This is a genomic window from Micromonospora sp. NPDC048170, from assembly GCF_040652795.1.
Taxonomy (GTDB): Bacteria; Actinomycetota; Actinomycetes; order Mycobacteriales; family Micromonosporaceae; genus Micromonospora.
The window spans coordinates 1-22051 of the sequence record NZ_JBEZMR010000016.1 but is presented as its reverse complement, the minus strand read 5'-3'; the positions used below and the strand labels follow the sequence as shown (position 1 = coordinate 22051).

The following is a 22051-nucleotide window of genomic DNA, read 5'->3' as shown; positions in this document are numbered from 1 at the left end:
TCTACCCCCGTTCGGTTGCCGCGGCCAACGCCCGCTCCACCACGTGCTCGGCGATGGCCAGCGAGGACGTCGCCGCAGGTGAGGGGGCGTTGCGTACCGCGACGACCCGTCCCATGATCTCGATTCGGAAGTCGTCGACGAGGTCGCCCCGCCGGTCCACGGCCTGGGCGCGGACGCCGGCCGGGGCCCGGACCAGGTCGGCGGAGGTCAGCTCGGGGACGTAGTGCCGTGCGGCGGCGACGAAGCGGCCCTTGAGCAGCGATCCGAGCATCTCCTGCGCGCCGGTGCGCCAGTGCCGCGCGGCCAGCCGCGCGAATCCCGGGTAGCCCAGCGTCGCGAGCAGGTCGCCGAGGCGGACGTCCCGGCGGCGGTAGCCCTCGCGGGCCAGGGCGAGTACGGCGTTGGGGCCGACGTCGACGGTGCCGTCGATCCGGCGGGTGAGGTGGACGCCGAGGAACGGGTACCGCGGGTCGGGTACCGGGTAGATCAGGCCCCGCACCAGCGACGACCGTTCCGGCCGCAGGCGGTAGTACTCGCCGCGGAAGGGCAGGATCCGCGGCGAGGGGTCCCCGCCGGCCAGGGTGGCGAGCCGGTCGACGTGCAGCCCGGCGCAGAGGATGACCTGCCCGGCCACGACGTCCTGCCCGCTCGTGGTCGCGAGCACCACCTTCCCGCCGCGCCGGGCGATCCCGGTCACGGCGGTGCCCAGGCGGACCTCGCCGCCGAGCCGGGCCACGTCGGCGGCGAGGGACCGGGCGACCTGACCGAAGTCGACGACGGCGGTGCGCGGCGACAGCAGTGCGACGCTGCCCCGTACGTGGGGTTCCCGGTCCCGCAGGCCGTCGGGTCCCAGCATCTGCACGTCGGGCACGCCGTTGGCCCGCGCCCGCGCGAGCAGGTCGGCCAGCCGGGCCTCCTCCGTCGCGTCCCGCGCGACGATGGCCTTGCCCAGCTCCTGGTAGGCGATGTCGTGCTCGGCGGTGTACTCGCGCAGCAGCGCGACCCCGCGCCGGCACAGGGTCGCCTTCAGCGACCCCGGCTGGTAGTACACGCCGGCGTGCACGACACCGCTGTTGTGGCCGGTCTGGTGCAGGCCGACCTGGTGCTCCTTCTCGAGCACGACGACGGAGCTGCCGGGGCGACGGATCAGCACCTCCCGGGCGACCGCCAGCCCGACGATCCCCGCGCCCACTACGACGTAGCTCATCACGACACCTCTCTCGCGCTCGGCGGCCCGCTCAGCCGCCCGTCCCGGCGCACCGGCAGACCCCGCCCGTCCCCGCCGGCCGCGTCGCGCAGCTCGGCCGGCAGCAACGCCGCGGGCCAGCCCTGTAGCGCCGAGGGGCGCAGCCAGCGTCGGATCGCGGTCGCGCCGACGCTGGTGGTGCCGGACGCGGTGGAGGCGGGGTAGCCGCCGCCGTGGTGGGTGGCCCAGCCCACCCGCAGCCCGCTGGTCGGCTGGTTCCACACCACCCGGCCCGCCCGGTCGACCAGGACGGGCAGCACGTCGCGGGCGTCGGGCAGGTCGTCGTCGGTGGCGTACACCCCGGCCACCAGCGAGGACGGGAGGGCCGCCAGGGCGGTACGCAGCTCCGCCACGGACCGGTAGCGCACCAGCACGGCGTACGGGCCGAAGCACTCCTCCCGCAGGTCCGCGTTGGCGTCGTCCAGCAGGCCCGCAACGGTGGTGGCCAGCAGCACCGGGGGCACCGGGTCGCGGTCACCCGCGCCGGGCGCGGCGACGTCGCCGCTGAGCACCTCGACCCCGTCCAGCGCCGCCCGCTGCGCGGTGCCGGTTGCGTACGCGGCGGTGATCGACGGGTTGAGCAGCGCCGGGCGCGGCGCGTCCGCCATCCGCTGGCGCAGCCGGTCGGCGAGGTCCTCCGCGTCGTCGGGCAGGAAGACCAGGCCGGCCTTGGTGCAGACCTGGCCTCCACGGGCGAGCATGGAGGTGACGAGCGGCTCGATCACCCGCTCCGGACTCCGGGCGGCGTACGGCAGCACGACGGCCGGGTTGACGCTGCCCAGTTCGCCGTAGAACGGGATCGGCAGCGGGCGCGCGGCGCACAGGTCGAACAGGGCTCGGCCGCCGCCGACCGATCCCGTGAACCCGACGGCCGTGACGTCCGGGTGCGTGACGAGCTGCGCACCGGCCTCGAACCCGCTGACCATGCCGATCACGTCCGGACTGATGCCGGCCGCCGCAGCCGCCGCCCGCAGGGCGGACAGCACGGCCCGGCAGGTACGCGGGTGCGAGGGGTGTTCCTTGGCCACGACGGGACACCCGGCGGCGAGCGCCGAGGCGGTGTCCCCGCCGGCGACGCCGTACGCGAAGGGGAAGTTGCTGGCGCCGAAGACCGCGACGGGCCCCAACGGCTGCAGCCAGCGCACCACGTCGCCGCCGGGGGCGGTGTCGACGGTGGCCTCCAGGTACGACCCCTCCCGCACGACACCGGCGAACATCCGCAGCTGGTCGGCGGTGCGGGTCACCTCGGCGTCGAGGACGTCGGGACCGAGGGCGGTCTCCGCCGCGGCGGTGGCCACCAGCTCGGCGCGGGCCCCTTCCAGGTGCCCGGCCATCGTCTCGAGCAGTCGGGCGCGCCGCTCGCGCCCGGCGCCGGTGAACCCGGGTGCCGCGCGGCGGGCGCGCTCGACGACGTCCGCGACGTCGCCGAGCCCGTCGGGCTGGTCATCGTGCCTCATCGGGGAACCTCCATCCGGTCCTCGGGGTGCCGGTCGGCCGGTGCCGGGAGCGCCAGCACCTGCTCCCGGGTGGGCATCGACGCCTGCGCGCCGGGCACGGTCACGCTGAGCGCCGCCGCCCGTACGGCGAACGCGGCGGCGTCGACCAGCGGGTGCCCGTCGGCGAGGGCGTCGGCGAGGGCCCCGCAGAAGCAGTCCCCCGCCCCGGTGGTGTCCACGGCGGTGACCGCGGGCGGTTCGAGATGGCGCACGGTGTCGCCGGCGACGACGAGGGCGCCGTCGCCGCCGAGGGTCACGACCACCGCGGCACAGGGCAGCCGCCGGGCCAGTGCCGCCACCTCGTCCACCGTGGCCGGCGGCTGCGCCGCGCAGAGCTGCGCGAGTTCGCCCCGGTTCGGTACCAGCACGTCCACCCGCCGCAGCAGCTCCGGTGGCAGCGGTACGGCCGGTGCCGGGTTGAGCACGAAGGTGCCGCGGGTGGCGGACGCGGCGGCCAGGACGGCGTCGACGGGGATCTCCAGTTGCGCCAGGACGACCTTCGCCCCGGCCAGCTCGTCGTGCGCCCGGCGGACCAGGTCGGGGTGCACGGCCCCGTTGGCGCCGGGCGAGACGACGATCGAGTTCTCGCCGGACGGGTCGACGAAGACCACCGCCTGGCCGGCAGGCCCCTCCACGGTGGCCAGCCGGTCGATGCCCACCCCCTCGGCCGCGAGCTGCCTGGCGAGGTCCGCGCTGACCTGGTCGGAGCCGACGGCCCCGACGAGGGCGACGGACCGGCCGAGCCGGGCCAGCGCCACCGCCTGGTTGGCGCCCTTGCCGCCGCCGAGCCACAACGGCGATCCACCGTGGATCGTCTCGCCCGGCCGGGGCAGCATGTCGACCTCGATGCGCAGATCGGCGTTGACGCTGCCGACCACGACGACGTCCGGTCGGTTCCCGCTCATGCGCCACCCTCCGCCCGCTGCCCACGCAGCCGGTCGTGGGCGCCGTCCATGAGCACCGGCCGGCCGGGCAGGAGGGCCTTGGGCAGCGAAACGCTGACCGTGTACGAGGGGTTGACCAGGTTGCCGATGCGGGCCGAGCAGCCCTGCGAGACCAGCTGGTAGGCGTCGTGCGGCGCCAGCTCGCAGCTCTCGGCCACCCAGCGGACGAGGGTGTGCGCGGCGACGCGTACGGCGTCCTCCAGCGGCCGGCCTACGCCGACGGCGATGATCTCGTCGTCGGTCTCCATCCGGGGCCAGTCGACGTCCCGGGCCGCGAGGTGCTCCTCCGCCAGCACCGCGGTCCGCAGCCGGGTCACCATGGCGCCTTCGACCGCGGTGCCGGCGAACTCGCCGTCGCCCTGGGCGAAGTGGCCGTCGCCGAGGTAGAGCATCGCGCCGTCCACGTTGGCCCGCAGGTAGAGGGTGGTGCCGGCGGCGAGCGCCGGCACGTCGAGGTTGCCTCCGAAGGCGTCCGGCACGGCGCTGGTCCGTACCTCGCCGTGCGCCGGCGCCACCCCCACCGTCCCGTGGAACGGGCGCAGCGGCACCGCCAGCTCGCGGCCGTCGGCGGTACGGGTCCGCACCGCGCCCGCCGCCGCGTCGACCGACCAGATCCACACGTGTTCCGACGTCTCCGGCTGGAGGTTGGGGCTCGACCGGGTGCCGGAGAGCACCCCGAAGCTGGGCGACATGGTGGACACGCCCCAGTCCCGGGCCGGGGTGAGTTCGACCAGGTGGATCGCGACGACATCCCCGCGCCGGACGCCGCGCAGCTCGATCGGCCCGGTGAGCGGGTTCACCCGCGGAAACGGCGCGACCTCACGGGGCCGGCCGGTGACCGAGTCCAGGCGTCCCGAGAAGCAGTCCTCGGTGAACACCTCGATCTCCGCGCCGACCTCGACGGCGGCGATGGGGGGCAGCCCGCCGACGGTGAAGGCGAACCGCTCCGGCGCCGGGTGGATACGGGTCATGAACGGCTCCTCGGATCGTGCAGCGACGTCACCACGTCGACGAACCGGTCCAGGTCGTCCCGGTGGATGCTGTGCCCGGCGTGCGGCACGACGACCACCGACTCCGCGCCGACCGCCGCGCGCAGCGCCGCGACGTCCGACGCCGGGACGAACCGGCTCTCGCCGGGCAGCACCCAGCGGGTCGGCACGGCGTCGGCGACCCGGGCCGCGGCGCCGCGCAGGTCCCAGGGGGCGTTGCCGGCGAACGCCATCCTGGCCCCGTCCCAGTTCACCTGTTCGAGGCTGAGCACCTTGCCGGCGGCGTCCAGCCGGGTCCAGTGCGGATTCAGCGCCAGGGTCCCCTCGATGTCGCGAGGCAGGTGCGCGCGGTCGTACGCCAGCATCGCCGTGGGCACCTCCCGGTCCGGCTGGTGGGTGACCGGATCCTCGAGGATCAACGCCCGGGGCCGGAACACGCCACGCAGCACGCCCTCCTGCGCGAGGTAGCCGCCGAACGAGTGCCCGATCAGCACGTCCGGCTGCGCCGGTACGACGGCGGCGAGGTCCGCCAGCAGCGTCTCCGTGTCGTACCCGTCGGCGGTCTTCGGGCTCTCGCCGTGCCCCCGCAGCTCCGGGGCCAGCACCCGGAAGCCGAGCTCGGCCAGCCGCGGCCCGAGCCGGTTCCAGGAGCTGGAGTTGGCGGTGATGCCGTGCAGGCAGACGCAGACCGGGCCGCCCGCCGCGCCCCACGTCGCGACGTTGAGCGGCACCGGGCCGGCCGTGCTCATCGCCGGTCCCCTGCGGTCCAGGACACCATCTGCTGCCACAGCGGCGCGTAGCCGTCCCAGTCGACGAAGGTCGGCGGCGCCCAGTGCGGGCCGCAGTCGGAGGTGAAGGCCATGCCGCGTCCCCGGCCGTAGTCCCAGGCCACCACCAGCGGGTCGGCGTCGACGGCGACGACCACGTCGGCCTCCGGGCGCGGCTGCACGACGTTGTAGCCGAGCAGGTCCGGCCAGGTGCCGGTGACGCCGCTGATCGCCGGGTGCTCCGGGAGCAGGACGGCGGGCGTGACCCCGGCGGGACGCTCGGCACGGTCGTCGTACGGGTGCATGGTCACCGGCAGGGCGTCCTCGATGGCACTGCCGGCGTAGCGGGCCTTGGCGTCGATGCCCTGGAAGGTGAGGTAGCCGCCGACCATGATGACCCCTCCCCCGCCGTGGACCCAGTCCCGCAGCACGGCGAGGCGGTCCGGCAGCGGCACCGACTTCGTGAAGGTCTCCGGGTGCAGCAGGAAGGTGTTGGCGCCGACGTCGCTGATGATCACGCAGTCGTAGGCGTCCAGCTCCTCCACGGTGCTCGGGAAGTCGGTGGCCGCGACGTGCGCCGGCTGGTACGTGACCTGCCAGCCGCCGTCTTCGAGGGCCTGTCGCAGCCAGCGCACCCCCTCCGCGTACTCCGTGGTGGTGAAGCTGTCGAAGCCCTTCTGGTGGATGCTGTGGACAGTCCAGGACTCACCGGCGATGAGGACGGATTTGCGGGTCACGGTAGGAGTTCCTTTCGGTGCCAGGAAGATGCTGTGCGAAGTGGGTTCGGTGCGACGTCAGGGGGCGAGCCGGCGGAGGCTGTCGACCAGCGCGTCCCGCACGGCGGCGGAGTCCAGCCGGAGCACCACGTCGACGTTGGCGGGCTCGGGGCTGCGGCCGCCGAGGTCGATGACCGTCCGCCCGTACGTGTGCCGGCCGGCCAGCTCGACGTCGGCGCGGACCCGCACCAGCTCACCGAGCGTGGGGTCGGCGGCGTACAGGACGGCGCACGGGTCGTTCAGCGGTACCGGGGTGGGCCCGAGGACGTTGCTGCGGTGGGTGGCGCGCAGCGACTGCATCAGCTCCACCGCCAGGGCGGCGGCGTCGCCGGGCAGCTGCGCCACCCGGGAGACGAGGTCCTCGTCGACGGGTACGGCGGCGCTGGCCTCGGTGGGCAGCACGGTGACCGGCACGGGGGCCGAGTAGACGACCGCCGCCGCCTCCGGGTCGCACCACACGTTGAACTCCGCCGCCGCGGTCTTGCCGCCGAGGCCCCAGGCGCCGCTGAGGGTGATGATCCGGGCCAGGTCGCCGGCGACCGCCGGGTGCTTGCGCAGCGCCGTGGCGACGTTGGTCAGCGGTCCGGTGGCGACCAGCACCGCGCCGGGCCGGGCCCGCACGGTGTCGATGATCAGGTCGACGGCGTGGCGCGGGTCGAGAGCCACGGCCGGCAGGTCCTCGCGGGCCCGGTCCAGCCCCTGCTCCAGGTCGAGGATCCCGGCGAGCACCTGGTCCCGGACCAGCGGCAGCGCGCCGCCGCGGCCGACCGGGACGGTGGCGCCGGCGGCGGCCACGGCGATCGCCGCGTTGCGGGCGGTCCGCTCCGCCACCAGGTGACCGGCCACGGTGGTGACCGCCAGCAGGTCGAGTCCGGGATGCCCGACGGCCGCGAGGATGGCCAGCGCGTCGTCGTTGCCGGGATCGCAGTCGTAGACGATGGGGGTGCTCACGATGTCGCCTTCACTTTCCTCTTGGCACGCACGCGCCGCAGCACACCCGCCTTGGACAGGCTCAGCGCGACGATCGCGGCGATGTAGGGCAGCGCCAGGACCAACTGGTTGGGGATGGCGCCGCTCTGCAGGCGGTCACCGGCCGCCCCGGCGGCGCCGAACAGCGCGGACGCGGCGACCGAGCCACCCGGGGTGGCGCCGCCGAACAGCATGGCCGCCAGCCCGAGGAAGCCACGCCCGCTGGTCATGTCGGGCAGGAAGAAGTGCAGGGTGGCCATGGACAGCTGCGCGCCGGCGAGCCCGCCGAGCAGCCCGCTGAACAGCACGGCGGTCAGGCGTACCCGGGGCACGTTGATGCCGGCGGCGCGGGCCGCGGCCTCGTCCTCACCGGCGGCGCGCAGGGCGTAGCCGAGCGGCGTGCGGTAGAGCACGATCGACGAGACCGGCACGAGCAGGATCGCCAGGTAGACGATGACGCTCTGCCCGTTCAGCGCCGGCCCGACCACCGGGATCGCCTCCAGCCAGTCGGCCTCGACCCGCCACAGGTCGGGGAAGCTGTCCGGCCGCAGGCCGCCGGGGTTGCGGTAGACCCGCTCCAGCAGGAACACCGTCACCCCCGCCGCCAGCAGGTTGATGCCGAGACCGGCGACCAGCGGGTCGGCGTGCAGGATCAGGGTCACCACGCCGAACACCAGGGCCATCAGCAGGCCGGCGAGCAGGGCCGCGACCAGGGCGACGGCGACGCTGCCGGTGGCCTGTCCGACCGCGATCGCCACGAACGCGGCGGTCAGCATCATGCCCTCGACGGCGACGTTGAGAATGTTGGCCCGCTGGGTGAACATCGCCGCCAGCGCCGCCAGCAGCACCGGGGTGGTCGCCAGCAACGCGGCGTACAGGAACTGGTTCATGCCCCGGCCTCCTTCTGCACCCGGGCGCGGTGCCGACGACGGAACTCGACGGTCATCAGGACGACGAGCAGACCCGTCAACAGGCTGACGAGCGAGCGGGGCACGTCCGTGGTGATCTGCATGTAGGCGGCGCCGTTGAGCATGGCCGCGTAGAACAGGCTGGTCAGCAGCACCGCCACCGGGTGCAGGCGGGCCAGCAGCGCCACGGTCAGCGCGATGAGCCCGAATCCCGGAGAGAAGTTCTGCTCGAAGCGGTGACCGATGCCCAGGACGTAGATCGAGCCGGCCAGCCCGGCGAGGCTGCCGGAGACCAGCATCGCGCGGATGATCTGGCTCTTGGCGCGTACGCCCACCGCCTCGGCGAAGCGCAGGTTGCTGCCGGCGGCGCGCAGTTCGGCCCCCCACGGGGTGCGGAACAGCACCAGCCAGGCCACCGGCACCATCACCAGCGCGATCAGGAAGCCGATGTTGGCGGTCGGCAGGCCGGGAATCTGCGGCAGGAACGACTGCGACGGCAGCAGCCTGCTGGTGGCGCCGTAGGCGGTCGGGTCCCGCAGTGGCTTGCTGACCAGGTAGCTGGTCAACAGCAGGGCGATGAAGTTGAGCATCAGCGTGGTGACGACCTCGTCCACGTTCAGCCGGACCTTCAGCTGCCCGGGGATCCAGGCCAGGGCCGCACCGGCCGCCATGCCGGCAACCATGGAGACCACGATCAGTGGGACGGCGGGAAGCGTGGGCAGCGACAGGGCCACCGCGGCGGCGCTGATCGCGCCGACGTACAGCTGTCCTTCCGCACCGACGTTGAAGATGCCGGCCCGGAACGAGAAGACGATGCCGGTGGCGATCAGCAGCAGCGGCGCCGTGCGCATCAGCAGGTTGCCGATGTTCGCGGGGCTGGAGAAGTTGCCCAGGAAGAGCTGCTCGTAGGCGAGCACCGGGTCGTCGGAGACCACGACGACGAGCAGGAAACCGAAGACCAGGGTGAGGAGCACCGCGATCAGCGGGCGGCGCGACGCGGACCACGTCTCGCGTACGCGTCGGCGCAGGGCGTCCCCGCGGGTCTCCTGGTACGCGTCGGCCGCGACCGCCGTCGTCGGGTCAGTTGTCGTGCTCATGCCTCCACCTCCGCTCGGCCGCCACTCATCAACAGGCCCAGCCGGGTCTCCGTCGCGTCGGCGGCGTCCAGCACGTCGACGATGCGACCGCGCAGCATCACCCCGATCCGGTCGGAGAGCGCGAGCACCTCGGACAGTTCCGACGAGATCAGCAGGACGGCGCAGCCCTGCGCCGCGGCGGCGAGGATCTGCCGGTGGACGAACTCGCTCGCCCCGATGTCCACCCCGCGGGTGGGCTGGGACACGACGAGGACCCGTGGTTCCCGGGCGAGCTCGCGGGCGAGCACCACCTTCTGCATGTTGCCGCCGGACAGCGTCCCGACCGGCGTCTCCGGTGCGGCGCCGCGGATGTCGTAGCGCCGGATCTGCTCGGCGGCGAAGCGGCGCAGTGCCGCCTGGGAGATCAGGCGACGGCGGACCAGCCCGGCGCGGCCGTAGTTCGACGCGGCGAGGTTCTCCGCCACCGACATCGTCGGGCTCAGGCCCCGGTCCAGCCGGTCCTCCGGGATGAAGGCCACCCCGGCACCGCGGCGTCGGCCCGCCGACCAGCCCGTGATGTCCGTGCCGTCGAGGGCGACCCGGCCGGAGACGACGGAACGCAGGCCGGTCAGCGCCTCGGCGAGTTCGGTCTGCCCGTTGCCCTCCACGCCGGCGATGCCGAGCACCTCGCCGGGTCGGATACCGAAGGTGACGTCCTCCAGCACCGCGCGCCCGGTCGCGTCGACGCTGGTCAGGCCCGCGACCGTCAGGTGGTCGTCGCCGCGGTCGGTGCGGGGCGGCACCTGCTTGCGTTCGGCGAGGAAGACCGCCCGGCCCACCATGAGGTCGGCGATCTCCGACTCGGAGAGCCCCGCGTTGTCACGGGTGCCGACGCTGCGGCCGTGCCGGATCACGGAGACGCGGTCGGCCACCGCCTTGACCTCACGCAGCTTGTGGGTGATGAACAGGACGGTGCGGCCCCGGTCACGCAGCACGCCGATGACCTTCATCAGGTCGTCGACCTCCGCGGGCGTGAGCACCGCGGTCGGCTCGTCCAGGATGAGGATCTCGGCGTCGAAGGCGAGCGCCTTGATGATCTCCACGCGCTGGCGCTGCCCCACGGTCAGCTCCCGTACCCGCTGGTCGGGGCGCAACTCGAAGCCGTACCGGCTGATCAGTTCCGCTGCGGCATCCCGCATCGCCGCGCGGTCGACGACGAGGCCGCGCCACCGGCGGGGCTGCCGGCCGAGGAAGATGTTCTCGGCCACCGTCATCGACGGCACCAGGGTGAAGTGCTGGTGCACCATGCCGATGCCCAGCCGCGCCGCCTCCGCCGGACCCGCGATGTCCACCGGCCGGTTCCGGACGCTGATCGTCCCGGCATCCGGCTGGTGGATGCCGGCCAGGATGTTCATCAGCGTCGACTTGCCCGCGCCGTTCTCGCCGCAGATCGCGTGGACCTCCCCGGCGGCGACCGCCAGGTCGATGGAGTCGATTGCCACCTTGCTACCGAACGTCTTGCGGATCCCCTGCAGATGCAGGATCGGGTGATCCGCGGTGGAGGCGTCCATATGGCTTCCTTAGCTTTGGCACGATCAGGCCGCGGCTCCGGCGGGCGTCGGGCGCCCGCCGGGGCCACGGGCGGTGATTACTGCAGTACGGAGTCGACCTTGACCTCGCCGCCGACCACCTTCTGCTTGGCCGCGTCGATCTTCTGCTTCACCTCGGCGGGCACGAGCGCGTCGTTGTAGACCAGGGCCACGCCCTCGTTGCTCAGGCCGTACACGACGGTCTCGCCGAACTTGATCTCGTCCTTCTCGTACTTCTTGGCCGAGTCGTAGACCGAGTTGCCAATCTGCTTGAGCATTGAGGCGAGCACGTGCTGCGGGTGCAGGGTGTTCTGGTCGGAGTCCACGCCGATCGCGTAGTGGTTGGTGTCGGCGGCCGCCTTCAGGATGCCGAGACCGGCGGGACCGGCCACGTTGTAGACCACGTCCGCGCCGGAGTTGAACAGCGTGGTGGTCAGGTCGTACGCCTTCTGGGCGTCGTTGAAGTTGCCGACGAACGAGATGTTCACGTTGATCGCGGGGTCCACCGAGACCACGCCCTGCTTGAAGCCGACGATGAACTCCTGGATGCCGGGCAGGTCCTGGCCCGCGACGATGCCCACCTTCTTGTTGCCCTTGGACAGCGGGAACGACTTCGGGTCCAGCGAGGCGTTGGCGGCCAGCACGCCGGCCAGGTAGGAGCCCTCGTTCTGGGCGTACCGGATGGACAGGACGTTCGGCGCCTTGAGCTCGTCGTCGAAGAAGACGTACTTCTGGTCGGGGTGCTGGGGGGCGACCGCGGCCAGGTTGTCGTGCATGCCGGGACCGGTGAAGATCAGGTCGTACTCGCCGGAGTTGGAGACGGCCTCGAGGTTCTGCCGCCACAGCTGCGGGTCGCTCGGCGACGCCTGCAGCAGTTTCGTGCCGGCGCCCTCGGCCTTGAGCCGCTCGAAGCCGGCGGCGGCGGAGTCGTTGAAACCCTTGTCGCCGAGGTTGTCGGACATCACGTAGACGGCGTTGGTCCCGTCGCCCTTGCCGGCGGCGTTCGTGTCGCCGGACGAGCAGGCCGACAGCGTGACGGCGGCCGCGGCCACGGCAGCCAGGGCCACCAGCGAGGGCCGGCGGACATGCAGGTTCTTCATCATGGTGCCCTTCCTGAGGTGCTTTTCGGGGGTGCTGCGAACGGTCTGGGTCATGCGGATTCCCGGACGACGAGTTCGGCCTGGAGGGTCAGGACGACGTCCGCGCCGTCGCCGACTCCGGCATCGGCGAGCGCCAGGCGGGCCGCCTGGCCGCCCAGTTCGGCAGACGGCTGTCGCAGGGTGGTCAGGCTCGGGTTCACGTGCTGCGCCACGTCGAGGTCGTCGAACCCCAGCACGGCCACGTCGTCCGGCACCCGCAGCCCGGCCTCGCGCGCGGCCGTCAGCAGGCCGACGGCGCAGAGGTCGTTGGCGGCGAGGACCGCAGTCGGTGGTTCGCCGCCGGCGAAGAGCTGGGCGGCGGCGTGCCGGCCGCCGGCGATGGTGAAGTCACCCTCCACCACCTGGGCGGGCAGACCGGCTTCGTCCATGACCGTCTGGTAGCCGGCGACCCGCTCACGGGCGGAGGAGGCCGACATCGGACCGCTGACGCAGACGACGCGACGGTGGCCACGCGCGAGGAGGTGCTGCGTGCCGGCCGCCGCGGCCTGCACGTGGTCCACCCGGACGCAGCGAAGGTCGGTCTCCGGCAGGGAACGGTCGATGAGCACCACGGCGGTGTGCCGAGCGATCGACAGCACCTGCGCCGCCACGGTGTCGGCGCTCGGGGTGAACAGGATGCACGGCGTGTCGAGATCGCTCATGGCCTGGAGGTAGGCGACCTCCGCCTCGACGTCGCCTCCGGTGCTGCACACGACGATGTGCAGCCCCGCGGCGCGGGCGATCTCCTCCGCGCCGCGGGCGACCCGGGCGAAGAACGGGTTGCTTATGTCCGGCACGACGAGCGGAACGAGGGGCGACGCGCCTCCGCTCAGAGCCTGGGCGATGCGGCTCGGACGGTAGTCGAGACGGGCGGCCGCCTCCAGCACCCGGGTACGGGTCTCGCCCCGGAACGCCTTCGGGTCACGAAGGATGCGCGACACCGTGGAGCGGTGCACACCCGCCGCCCTCGCGACATCGGCGATGGTCGCCATCTCCCCTGCACCTCCTCGTGCAACCGGTTGCGCAACCGGTTGCGAGGAACCATACGCCTTAAGACGCGATGGCTGTCAAGACACGAAACGAAGAATCCTCGGAAACCGGCGGGGGCGCCGGCAGCGCCTCTACCAGGCGTGTTACCGGCGAGTCGACCCGACGGCCGAGACTAGGCCATCCAGGAACATAGATTTATGGCGATGGTCGGCGCGACAGGGTGACATCGACCCACTCGCCGCCACAAAACGGACCGGCCGGGAACGGCGAGAGCATGACGAGCCGGCGTCGCGCGCGTCCGGCCCCAGGGGTCACTCCACCGCGGCGACGGGATGCGGCCCGGCCGGGTTCGACATGGGGTAGGACGAGGGCCGCTCCGGTGTTGCGCCCGATGCGCGCGTACGGCACCCGTCGGTCGTCCAGCTGGCACTCGGTGGCGGCGAACAGCGTCTCAGCGTTTACCGAACCGCCGTAACGCGCAGAGGCGGATGACGACCTGGCAGGCCGGCCGGGGCACCGTGTCCGGCACCTCGGTCGACCTGCCAGGTGAGCGGTCGTTCACATGACGTGTATGAAGGTGGACCAGCCGTGTCCGATCTTGACCGGGGTGCCGAGCCCAGCGCCACTGTGCGGATAATACCAAAGATTCCCACTCGCATCGACACCCAGGACATCAGCGGCACCGTCACCGCTCCAATCCGCAGCCATCACATGCCGGAACGTCGCCCAACCGTATCCGATCCTGACCGGAGTCCCGAGCCCAGCACCACTGTGCGGGTAATACCAAAGATTCCCACTCGCATCGACACCCAGGACATCAGCGGCACCGTCACCGCTCCAATCCGCAGCCATCACATGCCGGAACGCCGCCCAACCCTGCCCGAGCTGCGTGTAGCCAGACAGCTCGTAACTGTTGTTCGGGTAGTACAACAGCCTTCCGGACGAGTCGACACCCAGGACGTCGGCGGCACCGTCACCGCTCCAATCCGCAGCCATCACATGCCGGAACGCCGCCCAACCATTTCCGATCTTGACCGGGCTGCTGAGGCCGGCCCGATTGTGCGGGTAATACCAGAAGTCGCCCTTGGCGTCGACCCCCAGCACATCGGCGGCACCGTCACCACTGAAGTCGGACACCCGCTCGCCGTCGGCCCCCGGCAGGCCCGTGGACAGTCGGTTCTGGCTCACCGGCGCGGTGCCGGTGGGATACCAGGTGCCGGCCTCCACCGAATTGGGGATCTCACGGCTGAGCTGAGAGTCGCAGTAGACGACGTTCCAGTGCAGATGTGGGCCGGTAACGTTTCCGGTGGCGCCGGAAGCCCCGATCTGCTGCCCCTGGGCCACCCATTGCCCTCTGTTGACAATGGTCGCGCTGAGATGAGCGTACTGAGAGCAGCGATTGTTGCCGTGGTCGATCAGAGCGATGATGCCGCCACCGCCGCTCCATCCTTCGAAATAGACGGTGCCGGCCGCCGAGGCGACGATCGGGGTGCCTTGCGGCATGGCGAAGTCAACCGCATGCCGGTTGTAGCCGTCGTTGTGAGAGAAGCCGCTCCCGGGGGTCTGGGTGATGGTGTACGCGTGCCCAGCCCGGTAGGGCAGCTTGAACGGTGCGCCACTGCCGGCGAATGCGTACCCCTGCGGGGCCACCATTCCGAGCCCGACGACGAGCACAGCCAAGCTGGCTACGACACTGCGACGCAAATGGGCCTCCTTGCTCATGAGGTGGATGGAACGTGGTACGTCAGACTTTCGAGCAATCGCCCATATAGGGTGGAAACATCGCGGAACGATCTGGCCCAGAGAATGTCCCAACGAGACCGAGACTGTCAAGAACGCCAATACGTCTTTTGCATAACGGTCCGCCGCCCCACCACGGCGGCGTCCGCTGAACCTTGCCGGCAACTGGTCGGCGACGCCGCGGAGGGTTCAGACGGACCAGGCGTCCGCACCTGATGGCGATGGCGGCATGGGCTGCCGGGCGACCGCGTCCGACCCGGTGACACCACCGGCCGCAGGTGACGCTTTACCCGGACCGCAAGGCGTCTTTAAAGTGCCGGTCATGGCTTCTCGCGCTGACAACAGCCTGCTCTCGGGGCTTGGTCGTCTGGTGGTCCTTGTCGACGACCCCGATGCGGCCCTGGCCTTCTACCAGGACGTCCTCGGTTTCCGTGTCCTGCACGACCAGACGGCAGAGGGATACCGCTACCTGCACGTCGGAGTGCCCGGCCAGGAGGCGGTCGGCCTCTGGCTCATGACCGCCACCAGCGACCGCGAACGCGAACTGATCGGCCGACAGTGCGGCGGTCAGCCTCTCCTCGTCCTGTACACCGGAGACCTGGACGCGGTTCGCGAGCACCTGCGTGGGCACGGGGTGCGGGTGTGGAACGAACGGGAGGACGCCGACAGCCGGTCGCTGCACCTGGCCGACCTGCACGGGAACGTGATCATCGTGGCGCAGCTGCCCGAGCCGGCGGTGTGATGGCGACGGTCACCGCCATTCGCTGATGACGGCGACCAGGCCCAGGCAAGTCGACGCGCTCCCGCCGATGGGGCGGTCGGCCATGACGGCCGGCCGCCCCACCGGGGCATCGGATTGCTGGATCACCGCGCCGATGCCCTGTCGGTCGATGCGGGCATTTCGGCGGCGACAGTTTCCGGGCTTGGCGGGGCGGTGCGCAGCGTGATCCCGGTGATGACAGCCCCGACGGCGGCCACGACGCCGGCGCCGATGAAGGCAGCGGAATAGCCGGCGGTCACAGCCGGTACGTCACCGAGCTGGCCGGCGCCGTAGGAGGCGGCGACGGCGGTCATGGCGGCGAGCCCGAGGGCCGAGCCGACCTGGTAGCTGGTGTTGACGATGCCGGAGGCCAGCCCGTCCTCCTCGGGACGCGCGCTGGAGATCGCCGTGCCGAGGGACGGGATGAAGGCGAGTGACATGCCCAGCGCCGCGACGAGCGAGGCGGGCAGGACGTCCGCGACGAAGGTGCCGTCGGGACGGATCAGCGCGAGCCACCCGAGGCCGGCAGCGAGAACCGCGAGGCCGGTGACGACCATCGGCCTGGGGCCGAACCGGTTGATGGCCTTCGGCGCGAGGGCGATCATCCCGACCATGACGAGGACCGTCATCGGCAGCAGCGCGGCACCACTGGGGAAGGCGCTGTAGCCGAGGACCTGCTGCAGGTACAGGTTCAGGTAGAACCACATCGGGATCCACGCCGCGCCGAGCAGCAGCTGGGCCACGTTCGCTGCGGCGAGGTTCGGCGTGCGGAAGATGGACAACCGCATCAGCGGCTCGCGACGGGCGGCCTGGATGACGACGAACGCCACCAGCGCTGCCACGGCACCGGCCAGCGTCAGCCAGGTCGGGGCGGATGTCCAGCCGACTTCGGGTGCGCGGACGATGGCGAACACGGCGGCGCCGAGACCGACGGTGACGGTCAGTGCGCCCACGACGTCGAGGGATCCACGACGGGCGCCGCCCGCCGGCATCAGCACCGGGGTCGCGAGGACGGCGAGCAGGGCGATGGGGATGTTGATGTAGAAGACCCAGGGCCAGCTGACGTACTCCGTGATGACCCCGCCGAGGAAGACGCCGGCGGTGCCACCGGCGGGCGCGGCAGCTCCGTACAGAGCCAGGGCCCGAGTGAGTTCCCGCGGCTCGGCACCGAAGAGCGTCATCAGCAACGTCAGCGCGGAGGGCGCGATCAGGGCGGCGCCGGCGCCCTGGACGGCACGGGCGGCCAACTCGACGGCGACGCCGTCGGCCAGGCCCGCCGCGGCGGAGCCGACCAGGAGGATCAGCCAGCCGGCGGTGAACATCCGGCGGGCGCCGAACAGGTCGGACAGTCGGCCGCCGAGCAGCAGCAGGCCGCCGAAGGCGACCACGTAGGCGTTGAACACCCAGGACAGGTTCTCCGGCGAGAAGCCGAGATCCGCCTGCATCCGAGGTAGGGCGACGCCGATGATCGACGTGTCCATGATGACGATGAACTGGGCGAGCGCGATGAGGCCGAGGGCCCACCAGCGCTTGTTTCCGTTGGACATCACAACCACTCCTTCATGCCCCCGGGGGGTATGGGTAACGCGGGTGAATGTTTACCCCCCGGGGGTATGCGGTGTCAAGTGGCGGGCGGCAGCCACAGACGGACAGGCCGCCCCTTGCTACCCATACCCCCCAGGGGTAAAGTTCGGGCCAGATGCAACACGGATCGGCGACCCACGCGCGGCATCGCGGGGACGGTGACCACCAGCGACAGCGAAGCCGGAGCAGAGGTGACGGCTCCGGCACATCGGATGGTCGACGCGACCCAGACCATCGATGGCGCATCGGTCACCGGGTTCTGCGCACGGCCTGGGCAGCCGCCCAGTGCCGGGGGCGCCGGGGGTCACTCGCGGTCGACGTGCTCGTCCGCTCCCGGTCAGCGTTGCCCACCACGGAAGCAAGGGAGAACAGACATGTGCACCAGCGAAAGTACGTGCGGCTGCGCCACCGGCGTTGACACGGTCGACTCGACCGCCACCGCCCAGGACGGCATCCGCACCACCTACGCGGTGTCCGGGATGACCTGCGGCGGCTGCGCCAAGTCCGTGAGCAGGCACGTCAGCGCGTTGGCCGGCGTCACCGGTGTCGAGGTCGACGTGACCCGCGGCGTGGTCACCGTCATCAGCGACGCCGCTCCGGAGACCGCCCAGGTCCGCAGCGCGGTCGAGCAGGCCGGCTACCAGTTGGTCGGTTGACCACCCGGGTCGGCCGGGTCCAGCCCGGTCGCGGGCAGACCCGGCCGACCCCACCGCCGTTTCCACCAGCACCTACTACGGACAGCCGACGACCGCGATGGCGGGGAGTTCACGACCGCCACCACGCCGAGGACGTCGTCCTGCGCCGGCAGCTGGCCATGGCGCAGGGCAAGCCAACAGTGGTGCGCGCTCCGACGATGAGGGCGACGGCGCCGTTCACCGGTGGTCCGACCGCTCGTCGAGCACCTGCCGCAGCACGGCCAGTTCCCGGTCGGAGGCCGATCGGGCGAAGTGCAGCAGCACCACGTCGGGCTGGAGGCTGGTCTCCAGCATGCGCCGCAGGGTCCGGGCGACGAGTTCCTCCCGGCTGCCGGCGGGCCGGTAGTGGTAGGCCTTGCCGTTCTTGTCACGCAGCACCCACTGCTTGCGGTGCAGGTTGTCCAGCACGGTCATGACGGTGGTGTAGGCCAGGGGGCGTCCTGCCAGCTTGCTCAGCACCTCGCGTACCCGCAGGGGCTCCCCCGCCTGCCACAGCACGTCCATGACGGCGGCCTCCAACTCACCCAGGCCGTTCACCGACACACCGCCTCCCACATCCAGGTCAGCCTACGCCGACGCTGGACGCACCCTCGCCGTCGTGTCAGGTCCGCACCGGTACGCCCGACGACGCTACTACTATCCGGAGATAGTAGGTGGCATACGATCGGGCAGCGGCGCGGGATGATCCCGCACCGCCAGCGCAGGTCGCAGGGCGAGGCAAGGGAGCTTGGTGTGGCCCACAAGGGGCAGAATCGGTTGGCAGGGGTTGGCGTCGCGGTCGGCGTCCTCCTGCTCGTCACCGCCGCGGTCACCGTCGTCGGCTGGCGTGGCGACGCCACCTCCACCGACTCGTCGGCGGTGGGCAGCAGCGGGCTGGCCACGTGCACGGCCTGGGCGTGAACCCCGCCGACGGACAGCTGTACGTGGCCACCCACCACGGAGTGGTCCGGTTCTCCGGCGCCGAGGCGACCCGGGTGGGGAACGGCCGCCAGGACATGATGGGCTTCGCGGTGACCGGCCCTGACGAGTTCCTCGCCTCCGGGCACCCGGCCCCCGGTGAGGACGGGCCGAGGCACCTGGGGCTGATCCACAGCACCGATGCCGGCCGTTCCTGGCGCACCCTGTCCCTGGCCGGGCAGGCTGACTTCCACCTGCTGCGCTCTTCCGGCGGGGTCCTGTACGGCCTCGACTCGACCAGCGGCGCCCTGATGGCCAGCACCGACCGGGTCACGTGGCAGACCCGCTCCACGATCGAGGCCTACGACCTGGCCGTCGCCCCGCACCGCCCGGACACCCTTCTGGCGACCACGGAGCAGGGCACGCGCCGCTCCACTGACGGTGGCCGCACCTGGGCACCGGCCGGCGGCCCGCCAGCGGTGCTGCTGCACTGGTCTGCGCGGGAGCTGGTGGCGATCACGGCCGACGGCGCGCTGGTGCGTTCCGTCGACGGTGCGGCGACCTGGTCGGCCACCGCCGGCCGCGCTCCGGACGCGCCGGTCGCGCTCACCGTGCACGAGAACCTCATCTACCTGGCCACCGAGGACAGCCGGGTGTTGCGCAGTGCCGACTCGGGTGTGACGTGGCAACCGATGACGCCCTGAGCCGACGTACCCGAATGGCCTGCATTTGTCCGGACGCGCGGCGGCCCGGTCGGGTCCTCCCGACCGGGCCGCCCTTCGTGCGTGGGTCAGTGCTGTCCGGGGGTGAGCCTGACCCGGCGCAGCAGCTGGGCGTTCACCGCCACCACGATGGTGGAGGCGGACATCAGCACCGCGCCGACCGCCGGACTGAGCGTGAACCCGGCCCAGGCCAGCGCTCCCGCGGCGAGTGGGATCGCCACCACGTTGTACCCGGCGGCCCAGACCAGGTTCTGGATCATCTTCCGGTACGACGCCCGGGACAGCCGGATCACGCCCGTGACGCCACGCGGGTCCGACGAGGCCAGGATGACCCCGGCCGACTCGATCGCGACGTCGGTGCCGGCGCCGATGGCCAGGCCGACATCGGCGCGGGCCAGGGCGGGGGCGTCGTTGACGCCGTCGCCGACCATCGCCACCGTCAGCCCCCGGGCCTGCAACTCGGCGACCGCCCGGTCCTTGTCCGCGGGCAGCACCTCGGCGAAGACCTCGTCCACCCCCGGCCGGAACCCGAGGTCGACGGCGACCGCCTCGGCGACCGGACGGGCATCACCGGTGATCATCACGATCTTCTTGACGCCCTGTTCGCGCAGGTCGGCGATGGCCTGGCGGGCCTCCGGACGGACCTCGTCCTCCAGGGCGAACGCACCGACCGCAGCCGGTTGACCGGCCTCGGACAGACGGATCAGATGCAGCACCGCCGCACCGCGGGCAGACCAGCCCCGCGCGACGGTGGCCAGCTCGTCGGGAACCGCCGCGCCGAGTTCCCGCAGCAGAGCGGGGCCGCCCACCGCCCAGTCGGTGCCATCGACGGTCGCCTGGACCCCTCGACCGGTCAGGGATCGGAAGTCCCGGGCGGTCGCCCGCAGCCCCCGGTCCTGCGCGACCTTGACGAGAGCCCTGGCGAGGGGGTGCTCACTGTCGGCCTCGACCGCGCCGGCGACGCGCAACACCTCGTCCTCGCTGACGCCACTGGCGGCGGCCGTGGCGGTGACGGTGTGAGCGCCCTTGGTCAGGGTGCCGGTCTTGTCGAACAGCACCGCATCGACGGTGCGCATCCGCTCCAGGGCCAGGCGGTCCTTGACCAGGATGCCGGCCTTCGCCGACACCGCGGTGGACAGCGCGATCACCAGCGGAATGGCCAGCCCGAGGGCGTGCGGGCAGGCGATGACCAGCACCGTCACCGTCCGGATCACGGACTGGTCGAGGTCGCCCAGCGCCCACCAGGCAGCAAAGGTGACCAGCGCGGCGGCGGTGGCGACGTAGAAGAGCAACGCCGCGAACCGATCGGCGAGGGCCTGGGCCCGGCCGCTGGACGCCTGAGCCTGGGCGACGAGTCGGCCGATGCCGGCCAGCGCGGTGTCCTCGCCGACCGCGTCGACCTGGACCCGCAGCGCGGAGTCGGTGGCCACCGTGCCGGCCACGACCCGGTCCCCGATGGTGCGGGGCACCGGCCGGGACTCCCCCGTGATCATCGACTCGTCCAGCTCAGCGGCGCCGTCGATGATCCGGCCGTCGGCGGGTACGCGGCCACCGGAGCGCACCAGCACCACGTCTCCGACCCGCAGCTCGGACACCGATACCCGGTGCACGGCGCCGTCGTCGTGCACCCGCTCGGCGTCATCGGGGAGCAACGCCGCCAACGCGGCGAGGGCACCCTGCGCCTGGCCGATGGCCTTCATCTCCTGCCAGTGTCCCAGCAGCATGATGGTCACCAACGCCGCCAGTTCCCACCAGAAGTCCAGGTCGAACGCGCCGAGGCTGGTGGCCATCGAGGCGACGTAGGCCACGGTGATCGCCATCGAGATCAGCAGCATCATCCCCGGGGCGCGGTCGCGGACCTCGCGGACGCCGCCGACCAGGAACGGCCAGCCTCCGTAGAGGAAGACCACCGAGCCGAGAACCGGTCCCACCCAGCTCATGCCCGGGAAGTCGAGGGTGTAGCCGAACCAGCCCATCACCATGTGGCTGGTCGCCACGATCGGAATCGTCAGCGCCAGGCTCAGCCAGAACTTGCGCCGGAACTGCTCCGGGTCGTGCCCCGCGTGCTTGTCATGACCGCCGTGCCCACCGGCAGATCCGTGGCCCGCGTGGTGGTGGCCGTGGTGACCACCACCCTCCCCGGCACCGCTGCGGTGCCCGTCGTGGGCTCCACCGCCGGGATGCTCGCCAACCGGCGCCTGATGGCCGTGATGCCCACTGGTGACGACCATGGCATCGGTGTGGGTTCCGTGTTCGTGTCTCATGTCGTCTACCTCCACGCGGAACCATATACCCCTGGGGGGTATCTGACAAACCTGGGTGAGCATCGACGACCACGACCCACCACCCCACGGATTCACGCCCTGGCGGCACCAGGCTCGGGAATGCCCCTACCGCCGAGCCAGGCGCACGCGGCGGATGCCCCAGGTCGCGCGATCGTCAGCCGGGAAGGTGTGTGCCCGTTGCCGGCAGCGTGACGGCGAATTCGACACCCGCACCGGGCCCGTTCGAACACGTGCGGCAGGTGGGCGGCCTCGACACCTTCCCCGGTGTCGACGACGGACAGGCGTACGCCGGTGCGGTGCCGGGCGCCCCGGGCAGCGGGTACGGATCAGGCTGGTCAACGCCGCGAAGGTGCCTGAACGAGGCTGCTCAGAGGTCGCCCCATGGACCGTTTGCGCCATCCCGCAGCTGTGGGGCCCCCGGGTGGCACCGCGGGGCCCCCCCGCGGGCTGGGGGCGGTGGCCCCCGGATACGTGAGGGG

At 72.0% G+C, this 22051-nt stretch carries 20 protein-coding genes; 4 read left to right on the top strand and 16 right to left on the bottom strand.

Features of this window, described 5'->3' with window-relative positions:
* Position 1: 1 nt before the first annotated feature.
* The 13 genes from lhgO to AB0D32_RS20245 form a co-directional block, all read right to left on the bottom strand.
* Positions 2-1207 carry an L-2-hydroxyglutarate oxidase gene (lhgO, locus tag AB0D32_RS20305; protein ID WP_357092121.1) on the bottom strand — a complete coding sequence of 402 codons (1206 nt, stop codon included), beginning with the start codon at positions 1205-1207 and terminating at the stop codon, positions 2-4.
* On the bottom strand, positions 1207-2703 hold the full coding sequence (locus AB0D32_RS20300; RefSeq protein ID WP_357092118.1) for an aldehyde dehydrogenase family protein: 1497 nt from the start codon (positions 2701-2703) through the stop codon (positions 1207-1209). Before AB0D32_RS20300 ends, lhgO begins: the two co-directional genes overlap by 1 nt.
* Complete coding sequence (locus tag AB0D32_RS20295; protein ID WP_357092114.1) at positions 2700-3647, bottom strand: ribokinase; 948 nt, start codon at positions 3645-3647, stop codon at positions 2700-2702. Before AB0D32_RS20295 ends, AB0D32_RS20300 begins: the two co-directional genes overlap by 4 nt.
* Positions 3644-4657: an acetamidase/formamidase family protein gene (locus AB0D32_RS20290; protein ID WP_357092111.1), complete on the bottom strand. Its 1014-nt coding sequence runs from the start codon at positions 4655-4657 to the stop codon at positions 3644-3646. Before AB0D32_RS20290 ends, AB0D32_RS20295 begins: the two co-directional genes overlap by 4 nt.
* A complete protein-coding gene (locus tag AB0D32_RS20285) occupies positions 4654-5424 on the bottom strand; it encodes an alpha/beta fold hydrolase (protein ID WP_357092109.1) in 771 nt (256 codons plus the stop codon). The genes AB0D32_RS20290 and AB0D32_RS20285 overlap by 4 nt, the downstream gene beginning before the upstream one ends.
* Positions 5421-6179 (bottom strand): glutamine amidotransferase, encoded by a 759-nt coding sequence (locus tag AB0D32_RS20280; protein ID WP_357092106.1) that lies wholly within the window; start codon positions 6177-6179, stop codon positions 5421-5423. Before AB0D32_RS20280 ends, AB0D32_RS20285 begins: the two co-directional genes overlap by 4 nt.
* A 57-nt stretch (positions 6180-6236) precedes the next feature.
* Positions 6237-7169 (bottom strand): nucleoside hydrolase, encoded by a 933-nt coding sequence (locus AB0D32_RS20275; protein WP_357092103.1) that lies wholly within the window; start codon positions 7167-7169, stop codon positions 6237-6239.
* Positions 7166-8077, bottom strand: a complete 912-nt coding sequence (locus tag AB0D32_RS20270; RefSeq protein WP_357092100.1) for an ABC transporter permease — start codon at positions 8075-8077, stop codon at positions 7166-7168. Before AB0D32_RS20270 ends, AB0D32_RS20275 begins: the two co-directional genes overlap by 4 nt.
* Positions 8074-9192: an ABC transporter permease gene (locus AB0D32_RS20265; RefSeq protein WP_357092097.1), complete on the bottom strand. Its 1119-nt coding sequence runs from the start codon at positions 9190-9192 to the stop codon at positions 8074-8076. Before AB0D32_RS20265 ends, AB0D32_RS20270 begins: the two co-directional genes overlap by 4 nt.
* Positions 9189-10742 (bottom strand): ABC transporter ATP-binding protein, encoded by a 1554-nt coding sequence (locus tag AB0D32_RS20260; RefSeq protein ID WP_357092093.1) that lies wholly within the window; start codon positions 10740-10742, stop codon positions 9189-9191. Before AB0D32_RS20260 ends, AB0D32_RS20265 begins: the two co-directional genes overlap by 4 nt.
* Positions 10743-10819: 77 nt before the next feature.
* Positions 10820-11914 (bottom strand): BMP family ABC transporter substrate-binding protein, encoded by a 1095-nt coding sequence (locus tag AB0D32_RS20255; RefSeq protein ID WP_357092090.1) that lies wholly within the window; start codon positions 11912-11914, stop codon positions 10820-10822.
* Positions 11911-12891, bottom strand: coding sequence for a LacI family DNA-binding transcriptional regulator (locus tag AB0D32_RS20250; protein ID WP_357092087.1), 981 nt, complete (start codon positions 12889-12891; stop codon positions 11911-11913). The genes AB0D32_RS20255 and AB0D32_RS20250 overlap by 4 nt, the downstream gene beginning before the upstream one ends.
* 556 nt (positions 12892-13447) lie before the next feature.
* Positions 13448-14611 carry a VCBS repeat domain-containing M23 family metallopeptidase gene (locus AB0D32_RS20245; RefSeq protein WP_357092084.1) on the bottom strand — a complete coding sequence of 388 codons (1164 nt, stop codon included), beginning with the start codon at positions 14609-14611 and terminating at the stop codon, positions 13448-13450.
* A 340-nt stretch (positions 14612-14951) separates the two neighbouring features.
* On the opposite strand from AB0D32_RS20245, the gene AB0D32_RS20240 reads away from it, so the two are divergent.
* The gene (locus tag AB0D32_RS20240; RefSeq protein WP_357092081.1) at positions 14952-15371 is read left to right on the top strand and encodes a VOC family protein; all 420 of its coding nucleotides are present in this window, start codon (positions 14952-14954) and stop codon (positions 15369-15371) included.
* Between the two features lie 122 nt (positions 15372-15493).
* Here the strand turns inward: AB0D32_RS20240 and AB0D32_RS20235 are convergent, their stop codons facing one another.
* Positions 15494-16936, bottom strand: a complete 1443-nt coding sequence (locus AB0D32_RS20235; RefSeq protein WP_357092079.1) for an MFS transporter — start codon at positions 16934-16936, stop codon at positions 15494-15496.
* 411 nt (positions 16937-17347) lie between these two features.
* Between AB0D32_RS20235 and AB0D32_RS20230 the strand changes: the two genes are divergently transcribed.
* Positions 17348-17629: a heavy metal-associated domain-containing protein gene (locus AB0D32_RS20230; RefSeq protein ID WP_357092075.1), complete on the top strand. Its 282-nt coding sequence runs from the start codon at positions 17348-17350 to the stop codon at positions 17627-17629.
* A gap of 216 nt (positions 17630-17845) precedes the next feature.
* Here AB0D32_RS20230 and AB0D32_RS20225 read toward each other — a convergent pair whose 3' ends face one another.
* Positions 17846-18205: a BlaI/MecI/CopY family transcriptional regulator gene (locus tag AB0D32_RS20225; protein WP_357092072.1), complete on the bottom strand. Its 360-nt coding sequence runs from the start codon at positions 18203-18205 to the stop codon at positions 17846-17848.
* Between the two features lie 219 nt (positions 18206-18424).
* Between AB0D32_RS20225 and AB0D32_RS20220 the strand changes: the two genes are divergently transcribed.
* Positions 18425-18568: a hypothetical protein gene (locus AB0D32_RS20220; RefSeq protein ID WP_357092069.1), complete on the top strand. Its 144-nt coding sequence runs from the start codon at positions 18425-18427 to the stop codon at positions 18566-18568.
* Positions 18565-19269: a F510_1955 family glycosylhydrolase gene (locus tag AB0D32_RS20215; protein WP_357092067.1), complete on the top strand. Its 705-nt coding sequence runs from the start codon at positions 18565-18567 to the stop codon at positions 19267-19269. The genes AB0D32_RS20220 and AB0D32_RS20215 overlap by 4 nt, the downstream gene beginning before the upstream one ends.
* Positions 19270-19355: 86 nt before the next feature.
* On the opposite strand, the gene AB0D32_RS20210 is transcribed toward AB0D32_RS20215, so the two are convergent.
* Complete coding sequence (locus tag AB0D32_RS20210) at positions 19356-21551, bottom strand: heavy metal translocating P-type ATPase (RefSeq protein WP_357092064.1); 2196 nt, start codon at positions 21549-21551, stop codon at positions 19356-19358.
* Positions 21552-22051 lie beyond the last annotated feature (500 nt).

What these genes read in the sequence shown, in the direction of transcription:
- lhgO (WP_357092121.1), bottom strand. Translation starts at nt 1,207, where the DNA reads ATGAGCTACGTCGTAGTGGGCGCGGGGATCGTCGGGCTGGCGGTCGCC.
- AB0D32_RS20300 (WP_357092118.1), bottom strand. Translation starts at nt 2,703, where the DNA reads ATGAGGCACGATGACCAGCCCGACGGGCTCGGCGACGTCGCGGACGTC.
- AB0D32_RS20295 (WP_357092114.1), bottom strand. Translation starts at nt 3,647, where the DNA reads ATGAGCGGGAACCGACCGGACGTCGTCGTGGTCGGCAGCGTCAACGCC.
- AB0D32_RS20290 (WP_357092111.1), bottom strand. Translation starts at nt 4,657, where the DNA reads ATGACCCGTATCCACCCGGCGCCGGAGCGGTTCGCCTTCACCGTCGGC.
- AB0D32_RS20285 (WP_357092109.1), bottom strand. Translation starts at nt 5,424, where the DNA reads ATGAGCACGGCCGGCCCGGTGCCGCTCAACGTCGCGACGTGGGGCGCG.
- AB0D32_RS20270 (WP_357092100.1), bottom strand. Translation starts at nt 8,077, where the DNA reads ATGAACCAGTTCCTGTACGCCGCGTTGCTGGCGACCACCCCGGTGCTG.
- AB0D32_RS20265 (WP_357092097.1), bottom strand. Translation starts at nt 9,192, where the DNA reads ATGAGCACGACAACTGACCCGACGACGGCGGTCGCGGCCGACGCGTAC.
- AB0D32_RS20260 (WP_357092093.1), bottom strand. Translation starts at nt 10,742, where the DNA reads ATGGACGCCTCCACCGCGGATCACCCGATCCTGCATCTGCAGGGGATC.
- AB0D32_RS20255 (WP_357092090.1), bottom strand. Translation starts at nt 11,914, where the DNA reads ATGACCCAGACCGTTCGCAGCACCCCCGAAAAGCACCTCAGGAAGGGC.
- AB0D32_RS20250 (WP_357092087.1), bottom strand. Translation starts at nt 12,891, where the DNA reads ATGGCGACCATCGCCGATGTCGCGAGGGCGGCGGGTGTGCACCGCTCC.
- AB0D32_RS20245 (WP_357092084.1), bottom strand. Translation starts at nt 14,611, where the DNA reads ATGAGCAAGGAGGCCCATTTGCGTCGCAGTGTCGTAGCCAGCTTGGCT.
- AB0D32_RS20240 (WP_357092081.1), top strand. Translation starts at nt 14,952, where the DNA reads ATGGCTTCTCGCGCTGACAACAGCCTGCTCTCGGGGCTTGGTCGTCTG.
- AB0D32_RS20235 (WP_357092079.1), bottom strand. Translation starts at nt 16,936, where the DNA reads ATGTCCAACGGAAACAAGCGCTGGTGGGCCCTCGGCCTCATCGCGCTC.
- AB0D32_RS20230 (WP_357092075.1), top strand. Translation starts at nt 17,348, where the DNA reads ATGTGCACCAGCGAAAGTACGTGCGGCTGCGCCACCGGCGTTGACACG.
- AB0D32_RS20210 (WP_357092064.1), bottom strand. Translation starts at nt 21,551, where the DNA reads ATGAGACACGAACACGGAACCCACACCGATGCCATGGTCGTCACCAGT.